18 protein-coding genes are annotated in these 23,426 nt (G+C 46.7%); 3 read left to right on the forward strand and 15 right to left on the reverse strand.

The window, feature by feature from the left end:
- Positions 1-7: 7 nt before the first annotated feature.
- The 7 genes from INR79_RS07485 to INR79_RS07515 are packed head-to-tail and all read right to left on the reverse strand — an operon-like array spanning position 8 to position 8,433.
- Positions 8-751: an SDR family NAD(P)-dependent oxidoreductase gene (locus INR79_RS07485; RefSeq protein ID WP_223096655.1), complete on the reverse strand. Its 744-nt coding sequence runs from the start codon at positions 749-751 to the stop codon at positions 8-10.
- The gene (locus INR79_RS07490; protein ID WP_223096657.1) at positions 748-2,358 is read right to left on the reverse strand and encodes a GMC family oxidoreductase; all 1,611 of its coding nucleotides are present in this window, start codon (positions 2,356-2,358) and stop codon (positions 748-750) included. Before INR79_RS07490 ends, INR79_RS07485 begins: the two co-directional genes overlap by 4 nt.
- A 26-nt stretch (positions 2,359-2,384) precedes the next feature.
- Positions 2,385-4,097, reverse strand: coding sequence for an IlvD/Edd family dehydratase (locus tag INR79_RS07495; protein ID WP_223096659.1), 1,713 nt, complete (start codon positions 4,095-4,097; stop codon positions 2,385-2,387).
- Positions 4,094-5,179, reverse strand: coding sequence for an ABC transporter ATP-binding protein (locus INR79_RS07500; RefSeq protein WP_223096661.1), 1,086 nt, complete (start codon positions 5,177-5,179; stop codon positions 4,094-4,096). Before INR79_RS07500 ends, INR79_RS07495 begins: the two co-directional genes overlap by 4 nt.
- Before the next feature lie 16 nt (positions 5,180-5,195).
- A complete protein-coding gene (locus INR79_RS07505) occupies positions 5,196-6,050 on the reverse strand; it encodes a carbohydrate ABC transporter permease (protein ID WP_223096663.1) in 855 nt (284 codons plus the stop codon).
- On the reverse strand, positions 6,047-6,994 hold the full coding sequence (locus tag INR79_RS07510; RefSeq protein ID WP_022592123.1) for a carbohydrate ABC transporter permease: 948 nt from the start codon (positions 6,992-6,994) through the stop codon (positions 6,047-6,049). Before INR79_RS07510 ends, INR79_RS07505 begins: the two co-directional genes overlap by 4 nt.
- Before the next feature lie 59 nt (positions 6,995-7,053).
- Positions 7,054-8,433 carry an ABC transporter substrate-binding protein gene (locus tag INR79_RS07515; RefSeq protein ID WP_223096665.1) on the reverse strand — a complete coding sequence of 460 codons (1,380 nt, stop codon included), beginning with the start codon at positions 8,431-8,433 and terminating at the stop codon, positions 7,054-7,056.
- 948 nt (positions 8,434-9,381) lie between these two features.
- Here INR79_RS07515 and INR79_RS07520 point away from each other — a divergent pair.
- The gene (locus INR79_RS07520; RefSeq protein WP_223096667.1) at positions 9,382-11,700 is read left to right on the forward strand and encodes an immune inhibitor A domain-containing protein; all 2,319 of its coding nucleotides are present in this window, start codon (positions 9,382-9,384) and stop codon (positions 11,698-11,700) included.
- A gap of 79 nt (positions 11,701-11,779) precedes the next feature.
- On the opposite strand, the gene INR79_RS07525 is transcribed toward INR79_RS07520, so the two are convergent.
- On the reverse strand, positions 11,780-12,100 hold the full coding sequence (locus INR79_RS07525; protein ID WP_004404692.1) for an HI1450 family dsDNA-mimic protein: 321 nt from the start codon (positions 12,098-12,100) through the stop codon (positions 11,780-11,782).
- 4 nt (positions 12,101-12,104) lie between these two features.
- Entirely contained in the window at positions 12,105-12,671 is a 567-nt protein-coding gene (gene yeiP / locus INR79_RS07530; protein WP_004404694.1) for an elongation factor P-like protein YeiP, read from the reverse strand.
- 322 nt (positions 12,672-12,993) lie between these two features.
- Here yeiP and INR79_RS07535 point away from each other — a divergent pair, with 322 nt between their 5' ends.
- Positions 12,994-13,776, forward strand: a complete 783-nt coding sequence (locus tag INR79_RS07535; protein ID WP_262415391.1) for a nucleotidyltransferase domain-containing protein — start codon at positions 12,994-12,996, stop codon at positions 13,774-13,776.
- A 43-nt stretch (positions 13,777-13,819) separates the two neighbouring features.
- Here INR79_RS07535 and INR79_RS07540 read toward each other — a convergent pair whose 3' ends face one another.
- Positions 13,820-14,350: a type IV pilin protein gene (locus INR79_RS07540; protein WP_223096669.1), complete on the reverse strand. Its 531-nt coding sequence runs from the start codon at positions 14,348-14,350 to the stop codon at positions 13,820-13,822.
- Between the two features lie 247 nt (positions 14,351-14,597).
- On the opposite strand from INR79_RS07540, the gene INR79_RS07545 reads away from it, so the two are divergent.
- On the forward strand, positions 14,598-16,658 hold the full coding sequence (locus INR79_RS07545; RefSeq protein ID WP_038122714.1) for an EAL domain-containing protein: 2,061 nt from the start codon (positions 14,598-14,600) through the stop codon (positions 16,656-16,658).
- 21 nt (positions 16,659-16,679) lie between these two features.
- Here the strand turns inward: INR79_RS07545 and INR79_RS07550 are convergent, their stop codons facing one another.
- From INR79_RS07550 to INR79_RS07570, 5 genes are all read right to left on the reverse strand, one after another.
- Positions 16,680-18,050 (reverse strand): L-serine ammonia-lyase, encoded by a 1,371-nt coding sequence (locus tag INR79_RS07550; protein ID WP_223096671.1) that lies wholly within the window; start codon positions 18,048-18,050, stop codon positions 16,680-16,682.
- A 133-nt stretch (positions 18,051-18,183) separates the two neighbouring features.
- Positions 18,184-19,251, reverse strand: a complete 1,068-nt coding sequence (locus INR79_RS07555; protein WP_223096673.1) for a succinylglutamate desuccinylase/aspartoacylase family protein — start codon at positions 19,249-19,251, stop codon at positions 18,184-18,186.
- Entirely contained in the window at positions 19,238-20,143 is a 906-nt protein-coding gene (gene rimK, locus INR79_RS07560) for a 30S ribosomal protein S6--L-glutamate ligase (RefSeq protein WP_004404706.1), read from the reverse strand. The genes INR79_RS07555 and rimK overlap by 14 nt, the downstream gene beginning before the upstream one ends.
- A complete protein-coding gene (locus INR79_RS07565) occupies positions 20,143-20,583 on the reverse strand; it encodes an ATP-dependent zinc protease (protein WP_223096675.1) in 441 nt (146 codons plus the stop codon). Before INR79_RS07565 ends, rimK begins: the two co-directional genes overlap by 1 nt.
- Positions 20,584-20,812: 229 nt before the next feature.
- Positions 20,813-23,176 (reverse strand): DNA polymerase II, encoded by a 2,364-nt coding sequence (locus tag INR79_RS07570; RefSeq protein ID WP_223096677.1) that lies wholly within the window; start codon positions 23,174-23,176, stop codon positions 20,813-20,815.
- Between the last annotated feature and the right edge of the window lie 250 nt (positions 23,177-23,426).

Consider the following 23,426-nt stretch of genomic DNA (forward strand, 5'->3'; position numbering starts at 1 on the left):
TTTCATCCTAAGTTCGCCCGCCATCAATCACCAGAGATTGACCGGTGATCATGGATGAGGCATTCGATGCTAAAAACAGAGCAGTATTTGCAATGTCTTGTGGCTGAACCATCCTCTTCAGGCATTGCTGTTCCAGCCATTCTTTTTCTATTTGTTCAGTCAGCCAGAGCTTTTTCTGCTTTTCAGTGACGACCCAGCCGAGAGTGAGAGTGTTGACTCGTATATCCCATTCCCCAAGTTCGCGAGCCAGAGACTTAGTCAGCCCATGAATTGCAGCCTTAGCGGTGGAATAGGCGGGGTAGCCTGAAATCCCTAGTAAGTGGCTGATTGAAGACAGGTTGATGATACTGCCTCCATTTGACTTCATTTTTTCATGCACATATTGGGCGGTATAAAAACAGGAACGAAGATTCACGTTCATCAACTCATCCCAATCGGATTCGTTTAAATCTGGCAAAGCATGTCGCCTGTCATTTGCGGCGTTATTGATCAGCACATCAACCGGACCAAACTCTATCTCGAAATCTTTAATGGCTTTTTCTAGAGCGGCTAAATCCCGAATATCCACTGACGCAAATCTTGCCGTATTCAGAGTTTCCTCAAGTTGTTGACCAGCTTCGGCATTAATATCCAAAAAACTAACGTTGCATTTCTGCTGGTCGAAAGCCGACGTTAATGCCTGACCGATCCCCGTTGCGCCGCCAGTTATCAACACATGTTTATTACGCAGGTCTGGATAACCAACGGTCATGATGAGCTCCTTGTCTGTTCGTTCATCATTCGGTCTATCGCGTAGTCTGCAATCATCATGGCAGGAGCATTGGTGTTGGCGCTAATGATTGTTGGCATAATTGATGCGTCGATCACTCGTAAATTTTTCACCCCAAACACACGAAGGTGGCTATCCACAACGGCAGACTCGTCTGTTTCCACCCCCATCTTGCAGGTTCCAACTGGGTGGTAGTTGGTTTTCACCGTGCGTTTACAGTGTGCCTCAATGTCTTCGTCAGAAACGCAGTTCAGACCGGGGAAGATTTCTTCTTTCACAACATCGCAAAGAGGCGGAGCCTTAAGCATTTCACGGGAATATCTAAAACCTGCAATTTGGAGTGCCATATCGTCGGGGTGACTGAGATAGTTGGAATCGACAATGGGTTTGTCTTGGTGTCGATTGGATGCTAACCGCACACTGCCTCTCGATTTGGGTTGTATCACGCAGGCATTAAATGTGGCGCCATGAGTAGGCGCTATACCCATTACGTCACGATCCAAATACACGGTGGGCACGCAGTAGTGCTGAATCGTCGGTCTGGCTTCAGGTTCAATTGGATTTATGAACGAGCAGGCTTCGCAACCGTTACTGGATACAGGACCATTACCTAGCAACAAAAACTGAAGACCATTTTTGATCATTTTTAGCCCTCTATCTTCGCCAAAATAACCAAGCTTTTCTTTGGTAGATACGACGACAGGCACTTCATGGTGATCTTGCAGATTTTGCCCAACGCCCGGTAAATGTTGAATTAAATCGATTTGATGGTCGGCTAAGTGGTGTTTGTCACCAATTCCGGAAAGCATAAGGAGTTGTGGAGTCACCAGCGCCCCGGCTGCCAGCAAAACCTCTTTGTTGGCTTTAACTGTGTAAGTCTGCCCTTTGTGCTGATATTCCACACCAATGGCGGTGTTATCGAGAAACAGGATCTGCGTTACTTTCGCCCCCAAACGCAGCTCGAATTTTTTCTCATACATGATCTCGGAAAGAAAGACCTTTGAAGCAGAGCAGCGACGACCCTTATAGGTGGTGGTCTGCATCAATCCAGTGCCAAATTGCTTCCCAGAGTTGAAATCCTGTGTAAGCGGAACATCCATGGCTTGCATCGTCTGAAGGTAGATGTAACTCATATCGCAAATATGAACAGGATCAGACACTTTCAAAGGGCCATCTATTCCGTGAAGCACGTTGTTCAGGCGTTGATTCCCTTCCTGTTGCACGTAGTAGGGCAGCACATCTTGGTAGCTCCAGCCATCGCCTTCCACCGCCTGATTCCAGCTTTGATAGTCTTCCTCGCAACCGCGCATGTAAACCATGGCATTGACCGTACTGCCTCCGCCCAGCACATTACCTTGTGGAATATCGTGTACACGCTGACCAAGCTGAGATTGTGGCTTGGTATGATGAAAAGTCAGATATTTTGAACCCGCCAACATTTTGATAAAGCCCGCGGGCATACTAAATAACGGATGATTGTCCGCGTAGCCAGCTTCTAACATTAAAACGCTGGCACCGTATTTTTTTACCAGACGATTCGCGGCAACGCACGCTGAGCTGCCGCCTCCCACAATGATGTAATCTGTCAACTTCTATTCTCCTGAAGCCTGATTTGCTAATGGCTTTCGCGTGGAACGTCAGCGCCGCGACATCCCACTAAAAAGTCCAGGTCAGCCCCCTGATCCGCCTGTAGCACGTGGTCGATATACAGCTTTTGGTAGCCACTGGTTATGGAACTTGGCTCTACTTCGTAACGTTTGCGTCGTTGCTGAAGTTCTTCATCCGACACTTCAAGGTGAAGTTTTCGCTGCTCCACATTCAGTTCAATCATGTCGCCATCTTCCACCAACCCGATAACCCCACCCGCGGCCGATTCAGGTGCGACGTGAAGCACCACAGTGCCAAAGGCAGTGCCGCTCATTCTGGCATCCGAGATTCGGACCATGTCACGGACTCCCTGCTCAAGCAGTTTTTTCGGTAGGGGTAAGTTGCCTACTTCTGCCATGCCCGGATAGCCCTTTGGACCGGCTCCCTTTAGTACCAGAATGGAGTCTTTATCTATGTCCAGATCTGGCGAGTCGATACGAGCTTTGAAATCTTCTATTGTTGAGAAAGTGACGGCTTTACCGCGGTGATTCATGAGTTCAGGAGTCGCAGCAGATGGTTTTAGCACCGCACCTTTTGGAGCCAGATTGCCTTTGAGAATAGCGATGCCACCATGATCAACGAGTGGCTGGCTCAGCGGTCGAATCACTTCATCGTTGTAGCATTGAGCGGATTCAATGTTGTGTTTGAGCGAGTCGCCCGTCACTGTCATGACATCCAAATTCATAGAAGCTTCAATTCGCTTCATCACTGCCGGAACGCCCCCCGCGTAGCAGAAGTCTTCCATGAGGAATCGACCACTTGGCAGGCAGTCCACCAGAGTCGGAATATCTCGCCCACAGTCGTCCCAGTCCTGCAGAGTCAGCGGCACTTCGGCGCGCCCGGCAATAGCGAGCAGATGCACTACGGCATTCGTCGACCCGCCAATTGCTCCGTTGACTCTTATTGCATTTAAAAACGCATCTCGGACTAAAACCTGATTGAGACACAAATCTTCTTCCACCATATCGACAATTCGCCTGCCTGAAAGACGCGCAATTCGAGCTCGGTTGGCATCAACGGCGGGGTAGGTGGCGTTATAAGGTAAAGTAACACCTAAAGATTCCGCCATAACAGCCATGGTCGAAGCGGTTCCCACAGTGTTGCAGTGCCCGGCAGAACGGGACATGGCTGATTCTGCGTCCATAAAGGTTTTCACGTCGATCTTGCCCCCGCGAACGTCTTCAGAAAACTTCCACACATCGGTGCCAGAGCCTAGTGTTTCTCCTCGAAAACGCCCATTAAGCATAGGACCACCAGATACCAGAATAGTCGGAAGATTGGCACTGGCAGCACCCATCAAAAGAGCTGGCGTGGTTTTGTCGCAACCTGCCATCAGCACGACACCATCAATTGGGTTACCGCGAATCGACTCCTCAACATCCATTGACGCTAGGTTGCGAAACAGCATAGCGGTCGGGCGAAGATTGGACTCGCCGCAAGAAAATACAGGGAACTCCAGAGGGTAGCCGCCTGCCTCCAGAACCCCGTTTTTAACTTCCTGAACCAGCTCCCTAAAGTGTGCATTACAAGGTGTGAGCTCTGAAAAGGTATTGCAGATACCAATGACAGGTCGTCCGTCGAACATGTCGTCGGTTGCGCCGCGATTTTTCATCCAACTGCGATGGATAAAGCCGTCTTTGTCTAAGGGACCAAACCAAGCCTGGGAGCGTCTTTTCTTCATTCTTGTACTCCTGAGTTGCTAGCTTCTGATTGAGCGCGGAGCCTCAAACCTGTCTGATTGTCGAAGTAGAGAATACGTTCCGGATTTACCTGAATATGGATTTCTGCGTCCAGTTCTGGGCGGAAATGTTTATCAGCTTTCAACGTGACGGATTGATCATCGACTTTGCAGACTACCAGTGTGGCGTCTCCGGTAGGCTCTACCGCATAGACTTTTCCTGTCAGATGGGCGGGTTCATGTGAAAGTGCGCAGTCTTCAGGTCGAACACCCAGCACAACGTTTGTGTTGTTTCCGATACCCTGAGCGGGGAGATCCCCGGCATTTGTCTGAAAAGACTCATTAAGAATTTGACCGTGAATTTTGTTCATCGAAGGGGAGCCGAGAAAACCCGCGACAAATAAGTTAGCCGGATCGTCATACACTTCATCTGGTGTGCCGATCTGCTGTATTTCTCCGGAAGACATGATGACGACTCTATCAGCCAGCGTCATGGCTTCTATCTGATCGTGGGTGACATAAATCATGGTGACTTCCATCTCTCGTTGAAGGCGTTTGATTTCTGCACGCATGTCCACCCGAAGTCTGGCGTCCAGGTTCGATAGGGGCTCGTCCATCAAAAAGACTGAAGGGTTTCGGACAATCGCCCGAGCCAGTGCTACACGCTGGCGTTGCCCACCGGATAAGGCTTTGGGCTTACGATCTAAATAGTCCAGAAGCCCGACTTTTTCTGCGGCGTAGAGCGCTCTCTGATAGCGCTCCGACTTATCTAACCCAGCGATCTTATGAGGGTAGGCGATGTTGTCGCGCACAGTCATGTGCGGATACAGAGCATAGTTTTGAAACACCATAGCGATGTTTCGATCCCTTGGCAGGCGGTCTGTCATATCGGTATCGTCAAAGCGAATCTCGCCTGAAGTAGGAGTTTCTAACCCGGCGATCATTCGCATGGTCGTGGTTTTTCCGCATCCTGATGGACCCAGCAGAACAATAAATTCGCCCTGTGCGATGTTCAGGTCAAACTGATTGACGGCTTTGACTCCAGCCCATTCTTTGTTGACGGCATTTAGCGAAACTTGTGTCATCAATAACTCCTAAACCTTATCGATATGACCCCATCGTCAACCCTCTGAGTAGGTGACGCTGGAAAATAACAATGAAAATAATGATCGGAACGATCATCAATGCGGCAGAGGCAGAGAGCTCTGCCCAGCGAATGGTTTGATACCCGATGAAGCCGTAGAGCCCGATAGGGACGGTTCGGACTTCACTGTCGCCTAGCACCAGTGCAAAAAGGAATTCGTTCCACGACAGTAAGAAAATCAAAATGCCAACGGAAGCCAAGCCGGGAAGCGCAAGAGGTAAGGTAATGCGGAAAAATGCGCTGAAATAGGTGTCTCCATCGAGGTAGGCGGCTTCCTCCAGTTCTACGGGCAATTCTGAGAAAAAACCGCGCAGCAGCCAGACGACAATGGCAAGGTTGAGTACCACATGCGCGATGATTAAACCGATATGCGTGTCCAGCAGACCAAGCTGGAAAAATAGCACGAAGAATGGAATCAGCATGGCGACAGGGGGCGTCATTCTTGTGCTTAGAATCCAGAACCCAAAATCTCCTCGGCCTTTAAAATGGAAGCGGGCGAGGATGTACGCGGTGGGTGCACCAATTAACAGGCTAAGAATGGTGGAGCCGGCGGCGACAATCGCGCTGTCGATAAAAAAGTCCAGAATGGCAGGGTCTGCCAGCACTTTTTCAAAGTTTTTTAGTGTGGCTTCAAACCAGAAGCTAGGCGGACGTGACATTGCCTGAATCGGCGTTTTCAGTGCTGTTAAAAATATCCAGTAAAGCGGAAACAGACACCAGATAGCGAACAGATACAGCACCACGCGGCGAGCCCAGATTGACCCAAAAAGGCGGACGATGATGGAGCTTACCGTTGTTTTTCGCTCGGTCATGATGTGCCTCCTGTTTTCAAATCAAACAAGCCCAGTTTTCTTAGAAACACCTGACTGACGATCAAGGTAAAAATCAGCATCACGATAGCGATGGACGAGGCATAGCCCATTTCAAGAAATTCGATGCCTTGCTTGTACGCCAGAATGTTCAGTGTTCGTGTAGTGATCCCCGGACCACCCCCGGTTAACACGAAGATGATGTCGAAGGTCTTGAATGCGTCGATAACCCGAAACAACAAAGCTAAGGCAATGTAAGGTTTGAGCTGTGGCAGGGTTACGTAAAAGAACGTTTGCCAGCCGTTTGCACCGTCTACCTCGCTGGCTTCTTCTGGCTCCGATGGCAGGGAAGCCAACCCGCCTGCGGTGATCAGCAAAATAAAAGGAGTCCATTGCCAGGTATCGACAAGAATAAGAGAAAACAGCGCCGATTCAGGGGCGGCTGTCCAGGCGCTGGGTTCCAGCCCAATTGATGTCAGCATATAGTTCAGAACCCCGAGTGAAGGATTGAACATCAGCCTGAAGGTGAAGGTTGCGGCAACCGGCGTAATAGCGATAGGTAACAAAAACAGAAGTCTTAACCACGGAGCTTGCTTAGATTCATAGTGAAGCAAAGCTGCCATTCCAACCCCTAAAATGGTTTGCAGGGTCACGGCGACTATGGTGAAAACCAGAGTCACTTTGGTGGCAGACCAAAACTCTTCAGACTGGAACAACTTGCTGTAGTTACCGAACCCGATAAAGCTTTTTTCCCCTGCATTTAAAAGTGAGTAGTCGGTAAAGGACAGATACAAACTGAGCAAAAAGGGAAACAATGTTGTCAAAAGCAGCACCGCGGTAGCGGGCAATAACATCGCCAAAATAAAGTTTCTACGATGTGCTCTTGCCGAGCGAAGCGGCACAGGCGGACTGGATCCGACCATCCCTTTTGACAACATTGCCTTCATCTTATTTCCTTCCCTGATGTTATGTGTTGTATCGGTCGAGCTTCCTTACCCGACTGGCGTTACAAAATGTCGTTGATCTTGTTGGTTGCGGTTGTCATGGCAGCCTTAGATGTTTTTGCACCGGTGGCGACCTCGTTAATTGCAATGCCCCATGCATCCAGAATCTGCGCGGCTTTCGGATGGAACCAGCACGCTTTGAAGACTTCTGCATCACCAGAGTTCAGATTGGCAAGTGCCGCCTGAGCAGCATCTGCCCCAAAGCGATCTTTAAAGGCCTTTGAATCCCATGCTGAGTTTCGAATGGTGGCCAGTCCGTTGGCTGATGTCAGCGCGCAGCCCGGTTTCGAGTTCAGGAACGTCAGTAACAAGAAAGCGGCTTGTTTCTTTTTAGAGTGACGGTTGATGCCAGCTTGCCACGTCCAGATATTGGCTTTTACAGAATGGTTACCATGAGTTGGCATTGCGGCGTAAGTGGTGGAGTCGTGCACCAGACTTTTTTCTGGGTTCTGGAAGTCGGTTGCGAAGTTGGAAGAATCCATTGCGATGGCAGCCGCACCTGCAGAGAAGTCATTCAATACTTCGTACCAGTGGTAATTTCCGACGCCGAGCGGTCCGGCATCTTTGAGCAAGCGTCCGTACATATCAATGGCGGCGATTGCCTGATCACTGTCTAACACGCAACGGCCATCTTTAATCACTTCGCCGCCATAAGAGAACAGGAATCCACCACAAGGCCAGGTGCCTGCGGTACCATCGGATTTGGAGCGAAGGACAATGCCCGCCATTTGATTCGACTTGAGCTTAGTGGCAGCTTCATACACCTGATCGTAGGTTTTAGGTATGGCTAGCCTGGCTTTTTCGAACGCTTTGGTGTTACAGAACATGGTTTGAGCTTCGGCGGTTACCGCCATGCTGTAGCGTACTTTGTCTGACCACACCGGGAATTCGTTTGCCATGGAGAAAATGTCATCGGCGTCGTACCAGCCTGCATCGAACAAGGCGCGATTTGAGTAGTACTCCTCAAGAGGCTCTAACCATCCTGAGCTGATGAACTGACCAAGTGCATGAACCATCATGACATCAGGTTCTGGCGAACCGGCACCGAGTTTCACGGGCATTTCACCCACATATTCAGTTTCTGACTGTTTCTGCAGCTTGACTTTAATGCCCGTGAGTTTTTCAAACAGAGGAAGAACAGGGGCAATTGATTGTGTCCACGGGTGTTCCATTGCGCCGAGCACGATGGTTTCTCCGGCATGAGCTTTCCAGTCTACGTCTGCGGTCAAAAATTTACTTAACATATGATCATGTGCATCTGCCCACGACATTCCCGGTAGCCCAAAAGCCAGAGCAACACTGGCGGCGGTCGAAGTTTTTAAAAATGTTCTGCGGTCCATACCTTTTGGGTAAAGCCCCATTTTTTTGTTTGAACGATCCATATTCAATCTTCCTTTTGCTGTTCAACTTTCCTTAAGTTCTTCTCGACTTCGCACCTTAATCAGGTGGAGGTATGTCAATAAGTATTACTTAACAGCTAATAAGTAATACTGTTAATGATAGTTTAATCATTTGTATAAAAAATGATCAATGGACTTAACTCACAAAACCAGAGTTAAAGTAAGGATTTTTAGAAATGAGACGTTGCCAATGTCGTTGGCTATGGACTTTGACTTCAGACTGAATAGCAGTGGTATGGAGTACCGCTCAAGGTAGAAAAATATCGGGAAGGAAAAGAAAGGCACATTATATTCTCAAATTTCCGTCATTTATTGTAAATATATAAATTTGTAATGTGATAACATAACAATAATTTCGGATATCCAAATTAAATTTTTTATTTTTATTATCTATTAATTAAATTATTAGTTTCATTTGTTTGAGATCATTATTCAATTATGACAACTTAATTACATGTTGTATTTTTATTAATAAAAATTGAATAAAACGTTTTAGTCTAGAATTATATTCCTTGCTGCCTTTAATGTTACTATTGTTATTAATTCTTATTTTATTTCTTATGATTTTGATTTTTATGATTTAAATTTTAATCGTCAATCTTGTTGTTAATTATGTTTTTAATGGTTTCTTACTGAAATTTAAATCAACAAAGAACAATAATTCTGATTGTATTGTTGATTTAATTATAAGTAATAAATGAGTGGTTATTGTTTATAAATTATTTCACGTAGACATGATTTAACATTTGTATTAATTGTTTGTTTCGATTTTGAATAGTTGATTTATTCAGAGTTTTTGGGTTTAAGACAGAGATAAGTAATAGAGGCTAAATTGCCTCCTTACTTGCTTATGTCGCCTTTTTAATAAATGGAATTTTGGTTATTCGTTCAAAACCAATCACTTTTAATAAACAGGAAGAAAGGCTTGAAATGAGTTCACGTGCATTACCAATAAAAAGTAAATTGGCAGCAGGGGTGTTGACTTCGCTGCTGCTTGGGCTTTCCACCTCCGCGGTGGCAGGTCCGGTGAAATCACACGGTGTTGACTTTGGTGTCGTTAACCAAGATCGCATGATTTCGATGTTGAAAAAGACAGGTGTTATTGCAAAAGACGCTAACGAAACCGAATCGGTTAAGGCGTTGTATCAGTATTTGTCTGCTATTCATGTTCAAAAGCCAGAAGAGGGCGAACTTGCTTCTTATGAAGAGAAGCGTAACAAGAGACTACTTGGTCTGATGGGTTCGGAATCTTCCAGCAGCGCAGTTCCTGCATCTATCGCTCGTGTTCAGGAAGAGAACGCATGGACAGGACCTGTAACTCAGGACAAGGTGCTGGCAATTCTCATCGAGTTCCCTGACTACCCAGCCAACATGGTGACGCCGGGTGAAACCTCGAATTACTACGAAGACTACACACCAACGCACTACCAAAATATGTTATTCGGACGTGATGGTTACGTCGGCAGCAATGGTAATAACCTGATTTCTATGGTTCAGTTCTACGAACAGCAGTCAGGTGGTTCTTACACGCAAATAGGTGGCGTGGCTGGTTGGTATAAAGCTAAGCATCCGGCGGCATTTTACGGTGCACAACAAGGCACGACCAGAGATGTGAATGCTCGTGATCTGGTTCGTGAAGCACTTTTGGCTGCGGCGGCAGATCCTAATGTAAATCTGGGTGATTATGACTTGGAAGATCGCTACGACCTGGATGGCGACGGCAACCTTCGTGAACCAGATGGTCTGGTTGACCACATTATGATCTTCCATTCTGGTGTCGGTCAGGAAGCTGGGGGCGGTAATCTGGGGTCTGACGCTATTTGGTCTCACCGCTGGAACTTGGGCAAAGTGTTTGCGATTGAAGGTACAACGTCACCATTGCCAAACTGGGGTGGCTCAATGGCGGCGTACGACTACACGATTCAGCCAATTGATGCAGCAGCTGGTGTGGCTGCCCATGAATATGGTCACGATCTGGGGCTGCCTGATGAATACGACACAATCTACGGTGAGGATGAGTGGGGCAGCACGCCTGGTGAGCCAGTCTCTTACTGGTCGATCATGTCTTCTGGTTCATGGGCGGGTTTGATTCCGGGCACTGAACCAACAGGCTTTAGCCCATGGGCTCGTCAGTTCCTGCAAAATTCACTAGGTGGAAACTGGTTACATGGTAAGACGGTCGAGTTTGACCAATTGAATACGTCTCCGCAGCCTGTGGTGTTAGATCAGGCTTCTTCGAAAGGCAGCAATCATGATTACTTGCGAATCAATCTGCCACCAAAAGTTGTGAAACTGATGGACGTTTTGGGCACTCAGTCTTTTTACTCTCAACGTGGGGACAACCTGAACACCAACATTCAGTTTGATGTTGCTATCCCTGCTGCGACATCCGCGGCTCTGACGTTCAAAGTGAACTACGACATCGAAGATGAATACGACTTTGGACGAATTCTGGTGAACGGCACTCCAATTGCGGGTGACATCACAACGACCTACGATCCGCATGAAATTGGATACGGTATCGGATTTACCGGAGTGTCTGACGGTTGGGTAGACGCAAACTTTGACCTGACAGCCTACGCAGGTCAGACCGTGACCATCACGTTTAACTACCTTACAGATGGCGGTTACGTGAAAAATGGTTACTGGTTTGATGAAGTGAAAGTCACTGCTGACGCACAGCAGGTTGCTCACTACAATGCAGAGTCAGCGCACCCAGAACTGACGTTTGACGGCATGATTCTGAATGATGGTCGCTTTGAACATGAGCATTACTATCTGGCGGAATGGCGTCAACATGAAGGCGTTGATAAGGGATTGGCACACATCAATCGCAACAACCACATCATGACGTTCGATCCGGGTCTGGTGCTTTGGTATGTCGATACGTCTCACACGGACAACGGTGTGTCTTCTCACCCAGGTGAGGGATGGTTAGGTGTTGTTGATGCTGACCGTAACCCACAATTCTGGAGCGATGGCACTCCGGCGACGTCCCGCTATCAGGTACGTGATGCCGCATTCAATACTAAGACAGGTAACCAGATTCATCTTGTAGACCGCAATGGTCTGACTCTGGATGACCCATATGTGGTAGCGAACCCAATGTTTGCGGACTGGGAAGATTATTCCAATCCAATCCGTCCAGCGACAGGTCGTTTAACCCCACATTACGGTATCGTTCTTCAGGTGGTGGATCAGGCGGCTGATGGCAGCAGCGCCACCATCAATATGATGAAGCTGTGGTAACAGCTTAACGCAACAAAAAAAGCCCGCTAACTGTGTTTAGCGGGCTTTCTGTATCTAATGAATGAAGATGAGACGAGGGTTAGTCTCTTTTCCAAAGCATATGACAGAACTTATGATCCGGGTCTCGGCTAATCAGCATTCGGGCGAATACGTCATCCAGCTCGTCGCTTTCTTCATTAACTAAGCCTATGCGTACTTCGGCGTAAATTTCTTTATCTACATCGAAGCCGACATGTCCGACCCAGTCGTCACCCGTTTCAACCATTTCTGCCGCACCGCGATCTTCAAATTGAGCGGTAAACAGAATTACATCTGCGGGTTCGAGGTTATCGGGCGCCATTTCAAGAAAAATATCGTAGGCAGTATCGATGACATCATCAAAAGAAATTAGGTCTGACATAATGTTACGCTCGGTTCATGTATTTACGTTCAGTGGTGTTAACTACCACGCGATCACCAGTAGAAATGTACTCTGGTACCTGAACGGTCAAGCCTGTGGCAAAACGAGCAGGTTTAGTACGTGCAGAAGCCGAAGCGCCTTTAATGGACGGATCCGTTTCTTCAATGACCAGTTCAACAGATGAAGGAAGTTCAAGGCCTACTGCCTGATCGTTAACCAGAAGAACCTGCAACCCTTGTGTTTCTTCATTAATGAACAGCAGGTCGTCTTCAATCTCGTCCTGCTTAAAGGTGTACTGAGTGTAATCTTCGTTATCCATAAAGATGTACTCATCACCGTCTACGTATGAAAACGCGACATTGCGCTTTGTCATGTCCGCAGTATCTACAACGTCGTCAGACTTATAGCGCTCATCTACTCGCGCACCATTCGTTAAATCGTTACAACGTAGTTTGTAAATTTTTGCACCGCCACGACCACCTGGAGTCGTGACTTCGATGTCTTTAATCAGAAGCGTTTTACCGTTAGAAACAATGGCAAACCCTTTTTTTAATTCGCTAGCCTTTGGCATGTCTATTTCCTAAATGTTTTGGTACTCAAGCGTGTTGCCACATCTCTGGCAATTGCTTGGTTTTCAGGCTGAAACTAGCATGAAACCTTATAGGCTAACAACTGCCAAGCGCCTTTCTGCAGGTTTGAATGCTTATATTTTTGGCATTAGTCTAAGCCAACCCGCAACCCATGTTTACTTTGCTGAGCCATATGAGGAAAACTGCCTGAATCGAAAGGGGATTTTATTCACCGGAACCATGGTCTTAATTTGCATCCCCACACTTGATCGAATGGAAATGCTGGGCGAATATATACTGGAGTCTAAAATTCGGAATATTCTTTTGAACACAACCACTTCTCTGCCCGTCATTGACCCTAAAGACGCATTCCAGCCTGATTTTCAACCGGTCATCGACGAAGTTCTCGGCTTTCTCACACGTGGACTAACCTCCAATCTTCATAGCGTGTATGTCTTTGGCAGCGTTGCACGAAAAACAGCTAGGGTAGGGCATTCTAATCTGGATATTGTTGTCGTTACTCAACGTCCGCTTTCCGACAAAGAGCACACCATTGTAAAAACCATTAAGTGGCGTTTCTCAAAACAATACAATCATCTGATAACAGGCATTCAGTTTCAGTTTGGCACCATGCCTGAAATTCTCAGCCTTGATGGGATTTTTACTTGGGGCTTTATGCTCCGCCACTGCTGTGTTTGCGTTCATGGGGAAGATTTGTCTCAGAGCTTCGGAGATTTTGAACCCAGTTGGGAAATTGCCAAGCACTGGAATATGGATGTCGGTGAGTGGGTAACGCTCTATAGAGATAAGATTGCTAAGTCGCATTCAGATACCGAAACACGCTACCTGCAAAAGATCATTGCCAAGAAACTGCTCAGAGCAAGCTATTCGCTGATCATGTACAAGGATAAGCAGTGGATTGAAAACCCGGTGGAGTGTGGGAAGCACTTTTTGCGTTTTTATCCCAAGAAAAAGGTTGAGGTACAAAGACTGGTCATCTTGCTTCAGGGTAAACCTGTTCCCAAGCGATCGATAATTGGTATTTTGGATGGATTCGGCAAGTGGCTGGTCAAAGCCTACGATAAAACCGAATTCAGAATTGGTTAAAGCAAAGACGCCACTCCTCGGAGTGGCGTTTTAAGTTTTTCAGTTAGCAACCTTTGAAATTCGACTTTGTTCGGTAGCTCTGGTGGTTTGGTTTGGATGAGATTTCTATGTAGCACTTGCTTTCACGTATGACTTCTGGAGTCATATCCGATATTTTTTCTCCGTCCATTTTATGATGCCAGAAGATTACGGACTTAACTTTATCATCTTCGTCACTGGTGCCTTCCTTAAAGCCATTTTCATTTTTGTTTTTGGGCGTGACATTTTTGTAGGCGAGTTTCGTACTCATTGCTCTGTCTAAGTTTTTTTCGTCTAGGTACGGCATTAAACCTGATAGCTTGAACTCTTTGCCATTAAAACGTATTACGCTGTTCTTTTCCTTTTTCTCCAGCATCGCCTGTCCGGTAATATTCTTCGCAGCAGAATTCCAGGCTGTTTCAGCAGATATTAATGTTTCTCTTTTTGCATGAGAACTTACCTCAGTAAACTTAGGTAACGCAGCGGCAGAAAGAATTCCCATGATAGCGACAACAATGACCAGTTCGATGAGTGAGAAACCGTTTTGGCGGCTCATATTAAATTACTCCAGCAGTGTGTGATTAGAATGCGTGCAAAGCATATTGTTTTACGTAATACCTTGTCAATATAAATTTAATATAAAACCTTTTTGTGAAGTAATGAGACCGCTCGATGTTTCAGGAGAAGCTCGGAGCGTCTCAACTTCGGGAAAGCGTTGCTACATTGCCATGTGCTAATGTTAAATGAGGTAGATTTTGCTGAGATCTCACATGCAGCTATGGAATCGGGCAGACAAGCTAAAAATGCTGGTGATTTGGGGGGAGAATGAGTCTTTCACCAAGCATTTGTGGTCTTCTCTGTTGGCGCTGCGGGAAGGTTTATTGTGGATGGTTCCATGTTTAATGTTGTCTTCTCTGATTCTATTCGTTGCGTCTATTGGGGATTTCCTTTACACCGAAAGACCTTCTTGGGTTGAAGCAAGTTTTACCCTGCACTCAGAGCTGACGGCTATTTTTCCATTCCTTCTGACCGCCGCCATTTCATATATTCTTGCCATGCAATACCGCATGCCACGACCTCCCATAGCACTTCTGTCGATAGCGTACTTAGTGGTGCTGCGCCAGTTGATTCCCGAAGAGAATGTAATGCTGATGTACAGCGTCATCATGGCGATCGTGACTCCCTTGTACTTCATTCCAATCATTAGTTGGCTCGTTAAACAAAAATGGTTCGAGTTGACCAGCCTGGACAGTGCAGGGCAGATAGTTAAAGAAACGCTGAACCTCGTTCTGCCCGCTATTGTGGTAGCTGGCATTACCATTCTGATTAATACCGGATTCATTGCTTTTGTATCCAGCATGACGAGCTTTGATTTTCGGTCTCTGGATTATGCAAACGACCCATATTCGTTCGGAATGATTTTCAGCGTGCTGAACTCAGTATTCTGGTTCTTTGGAATACACGGCTATTACGCCTTGCTGCCGATGGTGGAGCTTTTAAACGAAGCCATTGACCTCAACTATTCTGTTGTGATTTCTGGTGGTGAAGCCTTTTACCATATGAATTTATCTTTGATGGGAAGTTTTGTTTTCATCGGAGGGAGCGGCGCCACCTTTTCATTGATCGTTGCCATGCTGGTGATATCAAAGCAGCAATCTCTACGCGTTATTGCGCTCGCCAGTATCCCCATTGCTGCCATCAACGTGAACGAACTTCTTCTTTTTGGGTTGCCCATAATATTTAACCCGAGGCTATTGGTGCCATTCATTTTGGTGCCCTTGGTTAACGTTGTCGTGAGCCTCTTTGCCGTTGAAAGTGGGTGGGTCGCGTCTCCTAGCGTATCTCTGCCTTTTAACAGCCCCATTTTGGTTAATGCGTGGATTGCCACTCATGGAGACTTGGCAGCCATTGGACTCCAGCTATTTAATATCTTGCTTGGAGCACTAATTTACGCACCTTTTGTGTTTGGTTTAGAGCGTTCCTATTCAAAGCACTCAATCTATTTTTCTGCACTGGATACGACCTACACAAGACGGCAGGAAGAGGCACTGACCCTTAACGATGACCCGATTTCAATTATGCAGGCGAAAGCCAAACAGGAGATCAGCCTGCAAAGTCATCTGGAAAGCATCAGTAACAAAGAGTTCTGCCTTGAATATCAGCCTCAGGTCGATGCTGAAAGCATGGAAATAATTGGCTGCGAGGCGTTAGTCCGAGCCGTAGATAAACATGGAAACATTGAGTATCCAAATCGTTTCTTGCCCTGGCTGGAACAGGCGGGAATGATGAAAGATCTGGATTTGTGGGTGGTTAAGCGCGTCGTAAGTGACATCGACTACTGGATAAGAAAAGACGTGGATTTGGAAGTCAGCATAAATATCACGCCACAGACGCTAATGGATGATCGGATGCTACAGGAAGTGGAACGGTTGGTCGTACCTTTTGCCGGAAAAATCCATTTCGAAATTACAGAACAAACGTTGCTGTCTGACAGAAGAAAAATGACTCTGGCACTGAACCGACTCCATCTTCTGGGTGTGAAAATTCATATCGATGATTTCGGAACCGGATTCTCTTCGCTCAGTTACCTTAATAAATTTGATATCGACGCGATAAAAATCGATCGAAGTTTTGTCATCGCATTAGATACCGAAAAAGGTCTCAAGGTCTTTAACAGCCTGCTCAGTATTGCAGAGGAATTGCAGCTAGATGTGGTGGTTGAAGGGGTAGAAAAAGACACCCAATTGGAAGTAGTTCCTTGCAAATCGGGTGTCTCTGTTCAGGGTTGGTATTTCAGCAAATCCCTTTCTAGAAATGACTTCGTTAATTACTATCTGGAAAACAAATCAGAGAAAAAATACTGATCATAAGTGTCCATTTCAACCTTACTCACAAGGCGGAGCAAGATGAATCATAGCCAGTCCACCCAATGACGTTTCACGGTATTTTTTGTTCATGTCTTTACCGGTTCGATACATGGTTTCGATGACCTTATCTAAAGAGATCAAACATTTGCTGGTGCGTTTGAGCGCCATTCTGGATGCATTGATGGCTTTTACTGCACCCATTGCGTTTCTCTCGATGCAAGGGACTTGAACCAGCCCACCTATGGGATCACAGGTCATGCCTAGTGAGTGTTCCATCGCGATTTCAGCCGCTATGCAGATTTGTTCGTTGCTGCCCCCGCGCAGTGCCGTTAGTCCGGCTGCTGCCATAGAAGAGGAGACCCCAATTTCACCCTGACACCCAACCTCGGCACCTGATATCGAGGCATTCATTTTGTAAAGCATGCCTATTGCGCCGGACACGGCCAGAAAATCACGTATCTGTTTGTTATCTAAAGGTCTCAGGAATTGGTGGTAGTACATCAGCACTGCGGGAATGACACCAGCAGCTCCGTTAGTCGGAGACGTTACGACTTGCCCGCCTGCGGCGTTTTCTTCACTCACCGCAAAAGCGAACAGGTTGATCCAGTCCATCACTTCCATTGGGTCATTTTCTAGCGATGCATTGGCTTCAAGCTTTTTGAGTAGAGCAGGGGCACGGCGCGTCACGTTTAAACCGCCATCCAAGATACCTTCCGTTTCGAACCCTTTCTCCATGCAGCGGCTCATTACATCCCAAATTTGATCGGCTTTATGATCCAAATCTGCCTTCGAGCGCATGGCGAGTTCGTTTTGCTGAACCAGACCACCTAAACTCAACCCATGCTTGTCTGCCTGCATCAGCAATTCTTCTGCACTGTGAAAAGGGTAGGGAATGGCAACAGAATCAAGCGGTTTTGGGTTCTTCAATTCCTCTTCTGTTTTTATAAACCCACCTCCAATGGAGTAATAGGTTTCACTCGCGACAGGGTTACCGTCTTGATCACAGGCGGTTAGTGTCATGCCATTTTCGTGATGGGGTAACGCGTGCTTGTGAAAAAGCATGTCTTTTTCCCGATTAAAGGCGATGGACTGCGTTCCGCATAGCAACAGTAGATCTCGCTTCGTACAGGTTTCAAGCTGCTCATTGGCTTCGGTAATATCAATATTCGCAGGCTCGTAACCCATCAGACCCAATAAAGTAGCCCGGTCGGTGTGGTGACCAATACCAGTGAGAGACAGCGAACCGAAGAGTTCGATCTTCACTCTGGTTATCTTCCCTAAGTCGGGCTGAATCAGTTTGCCAAATTGATAACCAGCGATCATCGGACCGTTGGTGTGAGAACTTGATGGTCCTACACCCACTTTGAAAATATCAAAAATCGACAACATACGCGTTCCACTGTAATTGTTATTAATATGTTAATTGTAATTTTTAGTGACGAGAGTTTCAAAGAAACGGATGAAGATATTCTGTGAAAGGGAGGCAAAAATCCCGACAGTTGAACTTGCCGGGATTTTGGAACTAGCTTTGTGAGAGGGTGATTTGACCTGTGGTAATGGTTTCTGAGTCTACGTCACTTACTTCATCTATGTAGCTTTCTACTGTCTGCTCAACAAAATCGGTGTCCTGAGTGAAGTACGCCAAATGGAAAACGGCGTCGCCTTCATTCACCAGCGGCAGAGTTTGCTGACCGATAACAATGCCTTCTTTAGGAGCAATAATTTGGGTTTCAGTGTCTCCCAGAGGCGAGCTGATATAAGCCAGTATCTGGTCTTTTTCTACCTTTTCCCCCAAGGTGACGACAGTTCGAAGCATGCCATCGCTGTTCGCCCGCACCCAGTTTGTTGATTTGGCAATTACAGGTTCCGGGTACTTTTTGCGGCTGACCCTTAACATTCCGGCTGCCTGCATCACACGCTTGATACCTAGCATTCCTGCACTGATGGAAATGGGTTCGAACCGCAGAGCTTCACCCGCTTCGTAAGTAAGCGTTGGAATGCCGATTCTTTCCGCTTCGCTGCGCAGAGAGCCATCTCTTAGCGCCGCATCAACAATTACTGGCGTGTTGAATGCTTTTGCCAGACGCAGTGTTTCAGGGTTGCTCAGATTGCCACGGATCTGCGGTAAATTGGTGCGATGAATCGCACCCGTATGCAGATCCAGAATCAGGTCACAACGCTGAGCAATGTTAGTAAAGAATGAGTTCGCCATACGCGATGCCAGCGAACCTTTCTCGGAACCGGGAAAACAGCGGTTCAGATCCCGTCTGTCGGGCAGATAACGAGACTTATGAATAAATCCAAACACGTTGACGATGGGCACAGCGATAACCGTGCCTTTCAGTTTGTTCGGATCCAGTATGCTAGATAACTGGCGTACCATTTCTACACCATTCAGCTCATCACCGTGGATTGCCGCATTCACCATCATGACCGGACCCGCGTATTTACCATTAATCACTTCAATCTGAATCGAAAGTGGCGAATGCGTATAAAGCTTCGCAGCTTCCAGTTCAAATTTCAGTCGCTCACCGGGAGCGACTGTGTAATCCAGCAAATGGAAATCGGAGTTTCTTTTAGCCTTTACCACGAGTTTTTGTTCCTTTTGAAGACGCGTTTTTCTCAATGAAATCCACAATCATGCCAGCCACGTCTTTGCCAGTTGCTTTCTCAATGCCTTCCAGACCCGGAGAAGAGTTGACCTCCATTACCAAAGGTCCACGCTCTGAGCGAAGCAGATCAACGCCAGCCACATTCAGCCCCATAGCTTTCGCCGCAGCTACTGCTGTTTTGCGCTCTTCCGGGGTGATTTTCACCAGTGAAGCACTGCCACCGCGATGCAGGTTTGAACGGAATTCACCTTCCGCGCCCTGGCGTTTCATAGCAGCAATGACTTTGTCTCCAATCACGAAGCAGCGAATGTCCGCACCACCTGCTTCTTTGATGAATTCTTGCACCATGATGTTGGCTTTTAAGCCCATAAACGCTTCGATAACGCTTTCTGCCGCTTTGCGGGTTTCAGCTAAAACAACACCAATGCCCTGAGTGCCCTCAAGTAACTTAATCACAACGGGCGCACCCCCCACCATATCCAGTAGGTCTTTCACGTCATCTGGTTTGCTGGCGAATCCGGTTACTGGCATCCCGATGCCTTTGCGTGACAACAGCTGCAAAGACCTCAGTTTGTCGCGCGAACGAGTAATCGCCACAGACTCATTGACCGGAAAGACGCCCATCATTTCAAACTGACGCAGTACCGCAGTGCCATAAAAAGTCACAGACGCACCAATTCTAGGGATCATGGCATCGAACCCTGTCAATTCCTCACCCTTAAAGTGAACTTCGGGTTTTTCGGAATTGATATTCATGTAACAACGCAGTGCGTCGATTACCTTAACCTCATGACCACGAGCTTCACACGCTTCAATAAGACGGCGAGTGGAGTACAAAGATTCGTTACGAGAAAGAATGCCAATTTTCACTATTTTTTCTCCTCAAATGGCACTAAGAATGATTCGGTTGGGTCAACAATGATTCGGTCATGCATGGCGGTTCTGCCCAGTAGCATTCGGAATCTCATATTTTCTCTGTTGGTTAAGGTCACTTCGATTGGCCACTGCTCTTCATTTACTGAGAGAAGCGTTTCAATCACATATCGTTTTTCTTCATGACCGCCTGAGTCGCGCACTATGCGTTCATCAATTACTTTTGCTTCACATATCTGGCTTAGCTCAGTGTTGTTCTGCGCTGGATGCATCCAAAACCGAACCCAAAGCGCATGATTTTTGGTGAACGTTTCCAACTTATAAGCGTGGAGGCATGAAGTTCGCGCACCTGTGTCTATTTTCGCTTTGATACGATCTAGGCGAAGTTCAGGTAGGCTTAGCACTTCTCGCCACCCTACGATGATCTTCTTTTTCATTTCGATAACTTAGGTCTGAGACCTGTATGTGAATAAAAGGCTGGGAGCAGCCATGAAGCGATGTTGAGGTGCCGTAATATGGGGTTCAACACGCTGCGTTTCCCTGAGCAGAGGAGAGTGAATTGTCCTCTGGGATACTCAGGGAAAGCGAATGTAGCAATTAATTTTTATGCCGTCATACAAACATTTTTGTCGTAAAGAACAAAAAAATTGATGGTAAGAATATGGATTAAAACAGACCCAACTGAGGGGCATTTAATCTTTCAAAATCCAAGCCGATGAATGGCAGAATGGCATCGGCGATGGGTTGCAATTGTTTATCGATGTAATGCTGATAATCGATGGGGCTCTCCAGATACTCTTTGGGCTCAGGACCATTCAGTGTGATGACGTATTCAATACGCCCTTTATTCTGGTATTGCAGAGGTCTTCCCAGCTTCTCGTTTTTTTCGTCTGCAAGTCGAGCGGCTCTGACCTGTGGTGGAATGTTTTTCTGGTAGTCAGCCAGTTTTCTTCGAAGTCTTTTTTGGTATACGAGCTGGTGGTCGAACTCTCCGTTTTTGGTGCTTTCAACGTAGTCTCGAATGTATTGCTCGGGGTCCTGATTGTGGAAGACCATGTCATACAGTGTTTGTTGGAATTCTTGGGATAGGGGGGTCCAATCCGTTCTTGCACTTTCCAGCCCTTTAAAGATGATCTGCTCGTTATCTCCGTCACCGATAAGACCGGCGTAGCGCTTTTTAGAGCCGGCTTCTGAACCACGAATGGTCGGCATCAGAAACTTCTTATAGTGCGTTTCGTATTCCAGTTCTAAATGGGAAGTAATACCAAACTCTTCGGTTAAGTGCGTTTGCCACCACTGATTGATGTGCTCGACTAAAGCGTGTCCTATTTTGTCTGCATCTTCCTGTGAATGAGGCTGGTTTAGCGCGACAAAAGTCGAGTCGGTGTCCCCATAAATGACCTGATAGCCTTTGTCTTCGATGAGTGTACGAGTTTGCTTCATGATTTCATGCCCTCGCATTGTAATGGACGATGCCAGACGAGTATCAAAGAAACGGCAGCCAGATGAACCTAACACTCCATAAAAGGAGTTCATGATGATCTTAATTGCCTGCGAGAAGGCTTTCTCATTGTTCTTCTTCGCCACATCTCGTGCTGCCCAGAGCTGCTCGATCATCTTGGGAAGAAAATGACGCTCACGGTGGAATTGTCCACCTCGAAAACCTTCAACGGCACTATCTGGCGTATTCCCGACGTCCAGTTTCAGACCTTCAATTAAGCCCATCGGATCAATCAAAAAGCTCCGAATGATAGACGGATACAGGCTTTTAAAATCCAGAACCAGCACTGAGTTATACAACCCCGGGATGGAATCCATCACATAACCACCGGGACTGGCTAGCCAGTTCTCAGACTGCAGATTAGGCGCTACGTAATTTGCACGGTGTAGCTGAGGCAAATATAGGTTGGTAAAGGCTGCAACGGAACCGCCAAGCCTGTCCAGTTCTACTCCAGTGAGTTTCGAGCGTTCTATGGCAAATTCCAGAAGATGAGTGTGTTCAAATATACGGTTCACCAATACACAATCTTGCAGGTTGTACTTCGCCAGAGCGGGTTTGTCTTCGGCAAACATCCGGTTAATTTCATCCATGCGGTCATGAACGTTATGGATGTCTTTTCCTTCTCCGAGAAGCTCCTGAGAAACGGATTCCAGCGACCAGGAGCGAAAGTGGTAGGTCGCGGTTTTCAAAGTATCGATACCATCTAACACAACCCGACCGGGAATGGTAATGAAGCTCTGGTTGCTGTTATTGGACTGGCGAAAATGCGCATTCTGACTGCCTCTGCCAATTTTCAGGGGAAGTTTGTGCCACTCACAGCGCCTGTTAAGCAGCCTAAAGTCGAAATCTATGACACTCCAGCCAACTACAATGTCTGGATCGAACATTTGAAACCAGTCAAACATAGCTTTCAATAGTGCGTACTCGTTTTCGACCCATTGAATATTGGTGGTCGCAGGCTGAGGCTCACCAATCATGATGACCCGACTGTCCATTTCGCTGGCTAGCCCGATGGAGTAAAGGCTCCCTTTCTCGCTGCATTCAAGATCCAGAGATACCTGAGTGAGGTGAGGGTGGTAGTTTCCAGACTTACATTGCGTATTATTGACCTTTATATGGTCATTTCTAGCTTGAGCATTGCCTTGAAACTGAATACTTCCCTGAATAAATCTTTCCATAAGGTATCGGTCGGCGAGCCTTACGTCGGATTCGTAGGTCAGGATGTCATTGCTATTAAGTAATTGAGAGGCAGCAGTCGCGTGTTTGATGGCAGTGAAATAAACTCCTGCCGTAGCAACCTGGTCAAAAGTCTTGAGTGGAAGAGGCTTGATATCGAAAGGAATTGCAGCCGCATCCAATAACTCGGTTACCAGTAGTGAGTACTCAGATTCGATAAAGAACACAGGCTTTTGGTCTGGGATGACAAGATGGGCGGGTCCTTGTGCCGTCTTTACCCATAAATCAATCTGAGCTTTGCCGGACACGTCCCTTGCTTGTCTTGTTAATACGAATCCGTCTTGAATACTCAATGTGTCTATCTCTACTTCGCTGGTCTTGTGAATTTCTTACAATTTTTATGGTTTAGCAACTTTGAGGTATTGATGACCAGAAATGCATCAACTTACACTTCAAAACCGCTTTAATTATATCTGAGTCGATTGAATTTATTGAAACTTATTCGTTACAAACAGGACGCAAAATACCGTACAACCTAACATATAGTTATAAATAAGAACTTTTGGATCTGAGGTCTGTGTCGAATTATTTGATGGGAATTAA

This window comes from Vibrio sp. SCSIO 43132 (assembly GCF_019904195.1).
Classification (GTDB): Bacteria; Pseudomonadota; Gammaproteobacteria; order Enterobacterales; family Vibrionaceae; genus Vibrio; species Vibrio nigripulchritudo.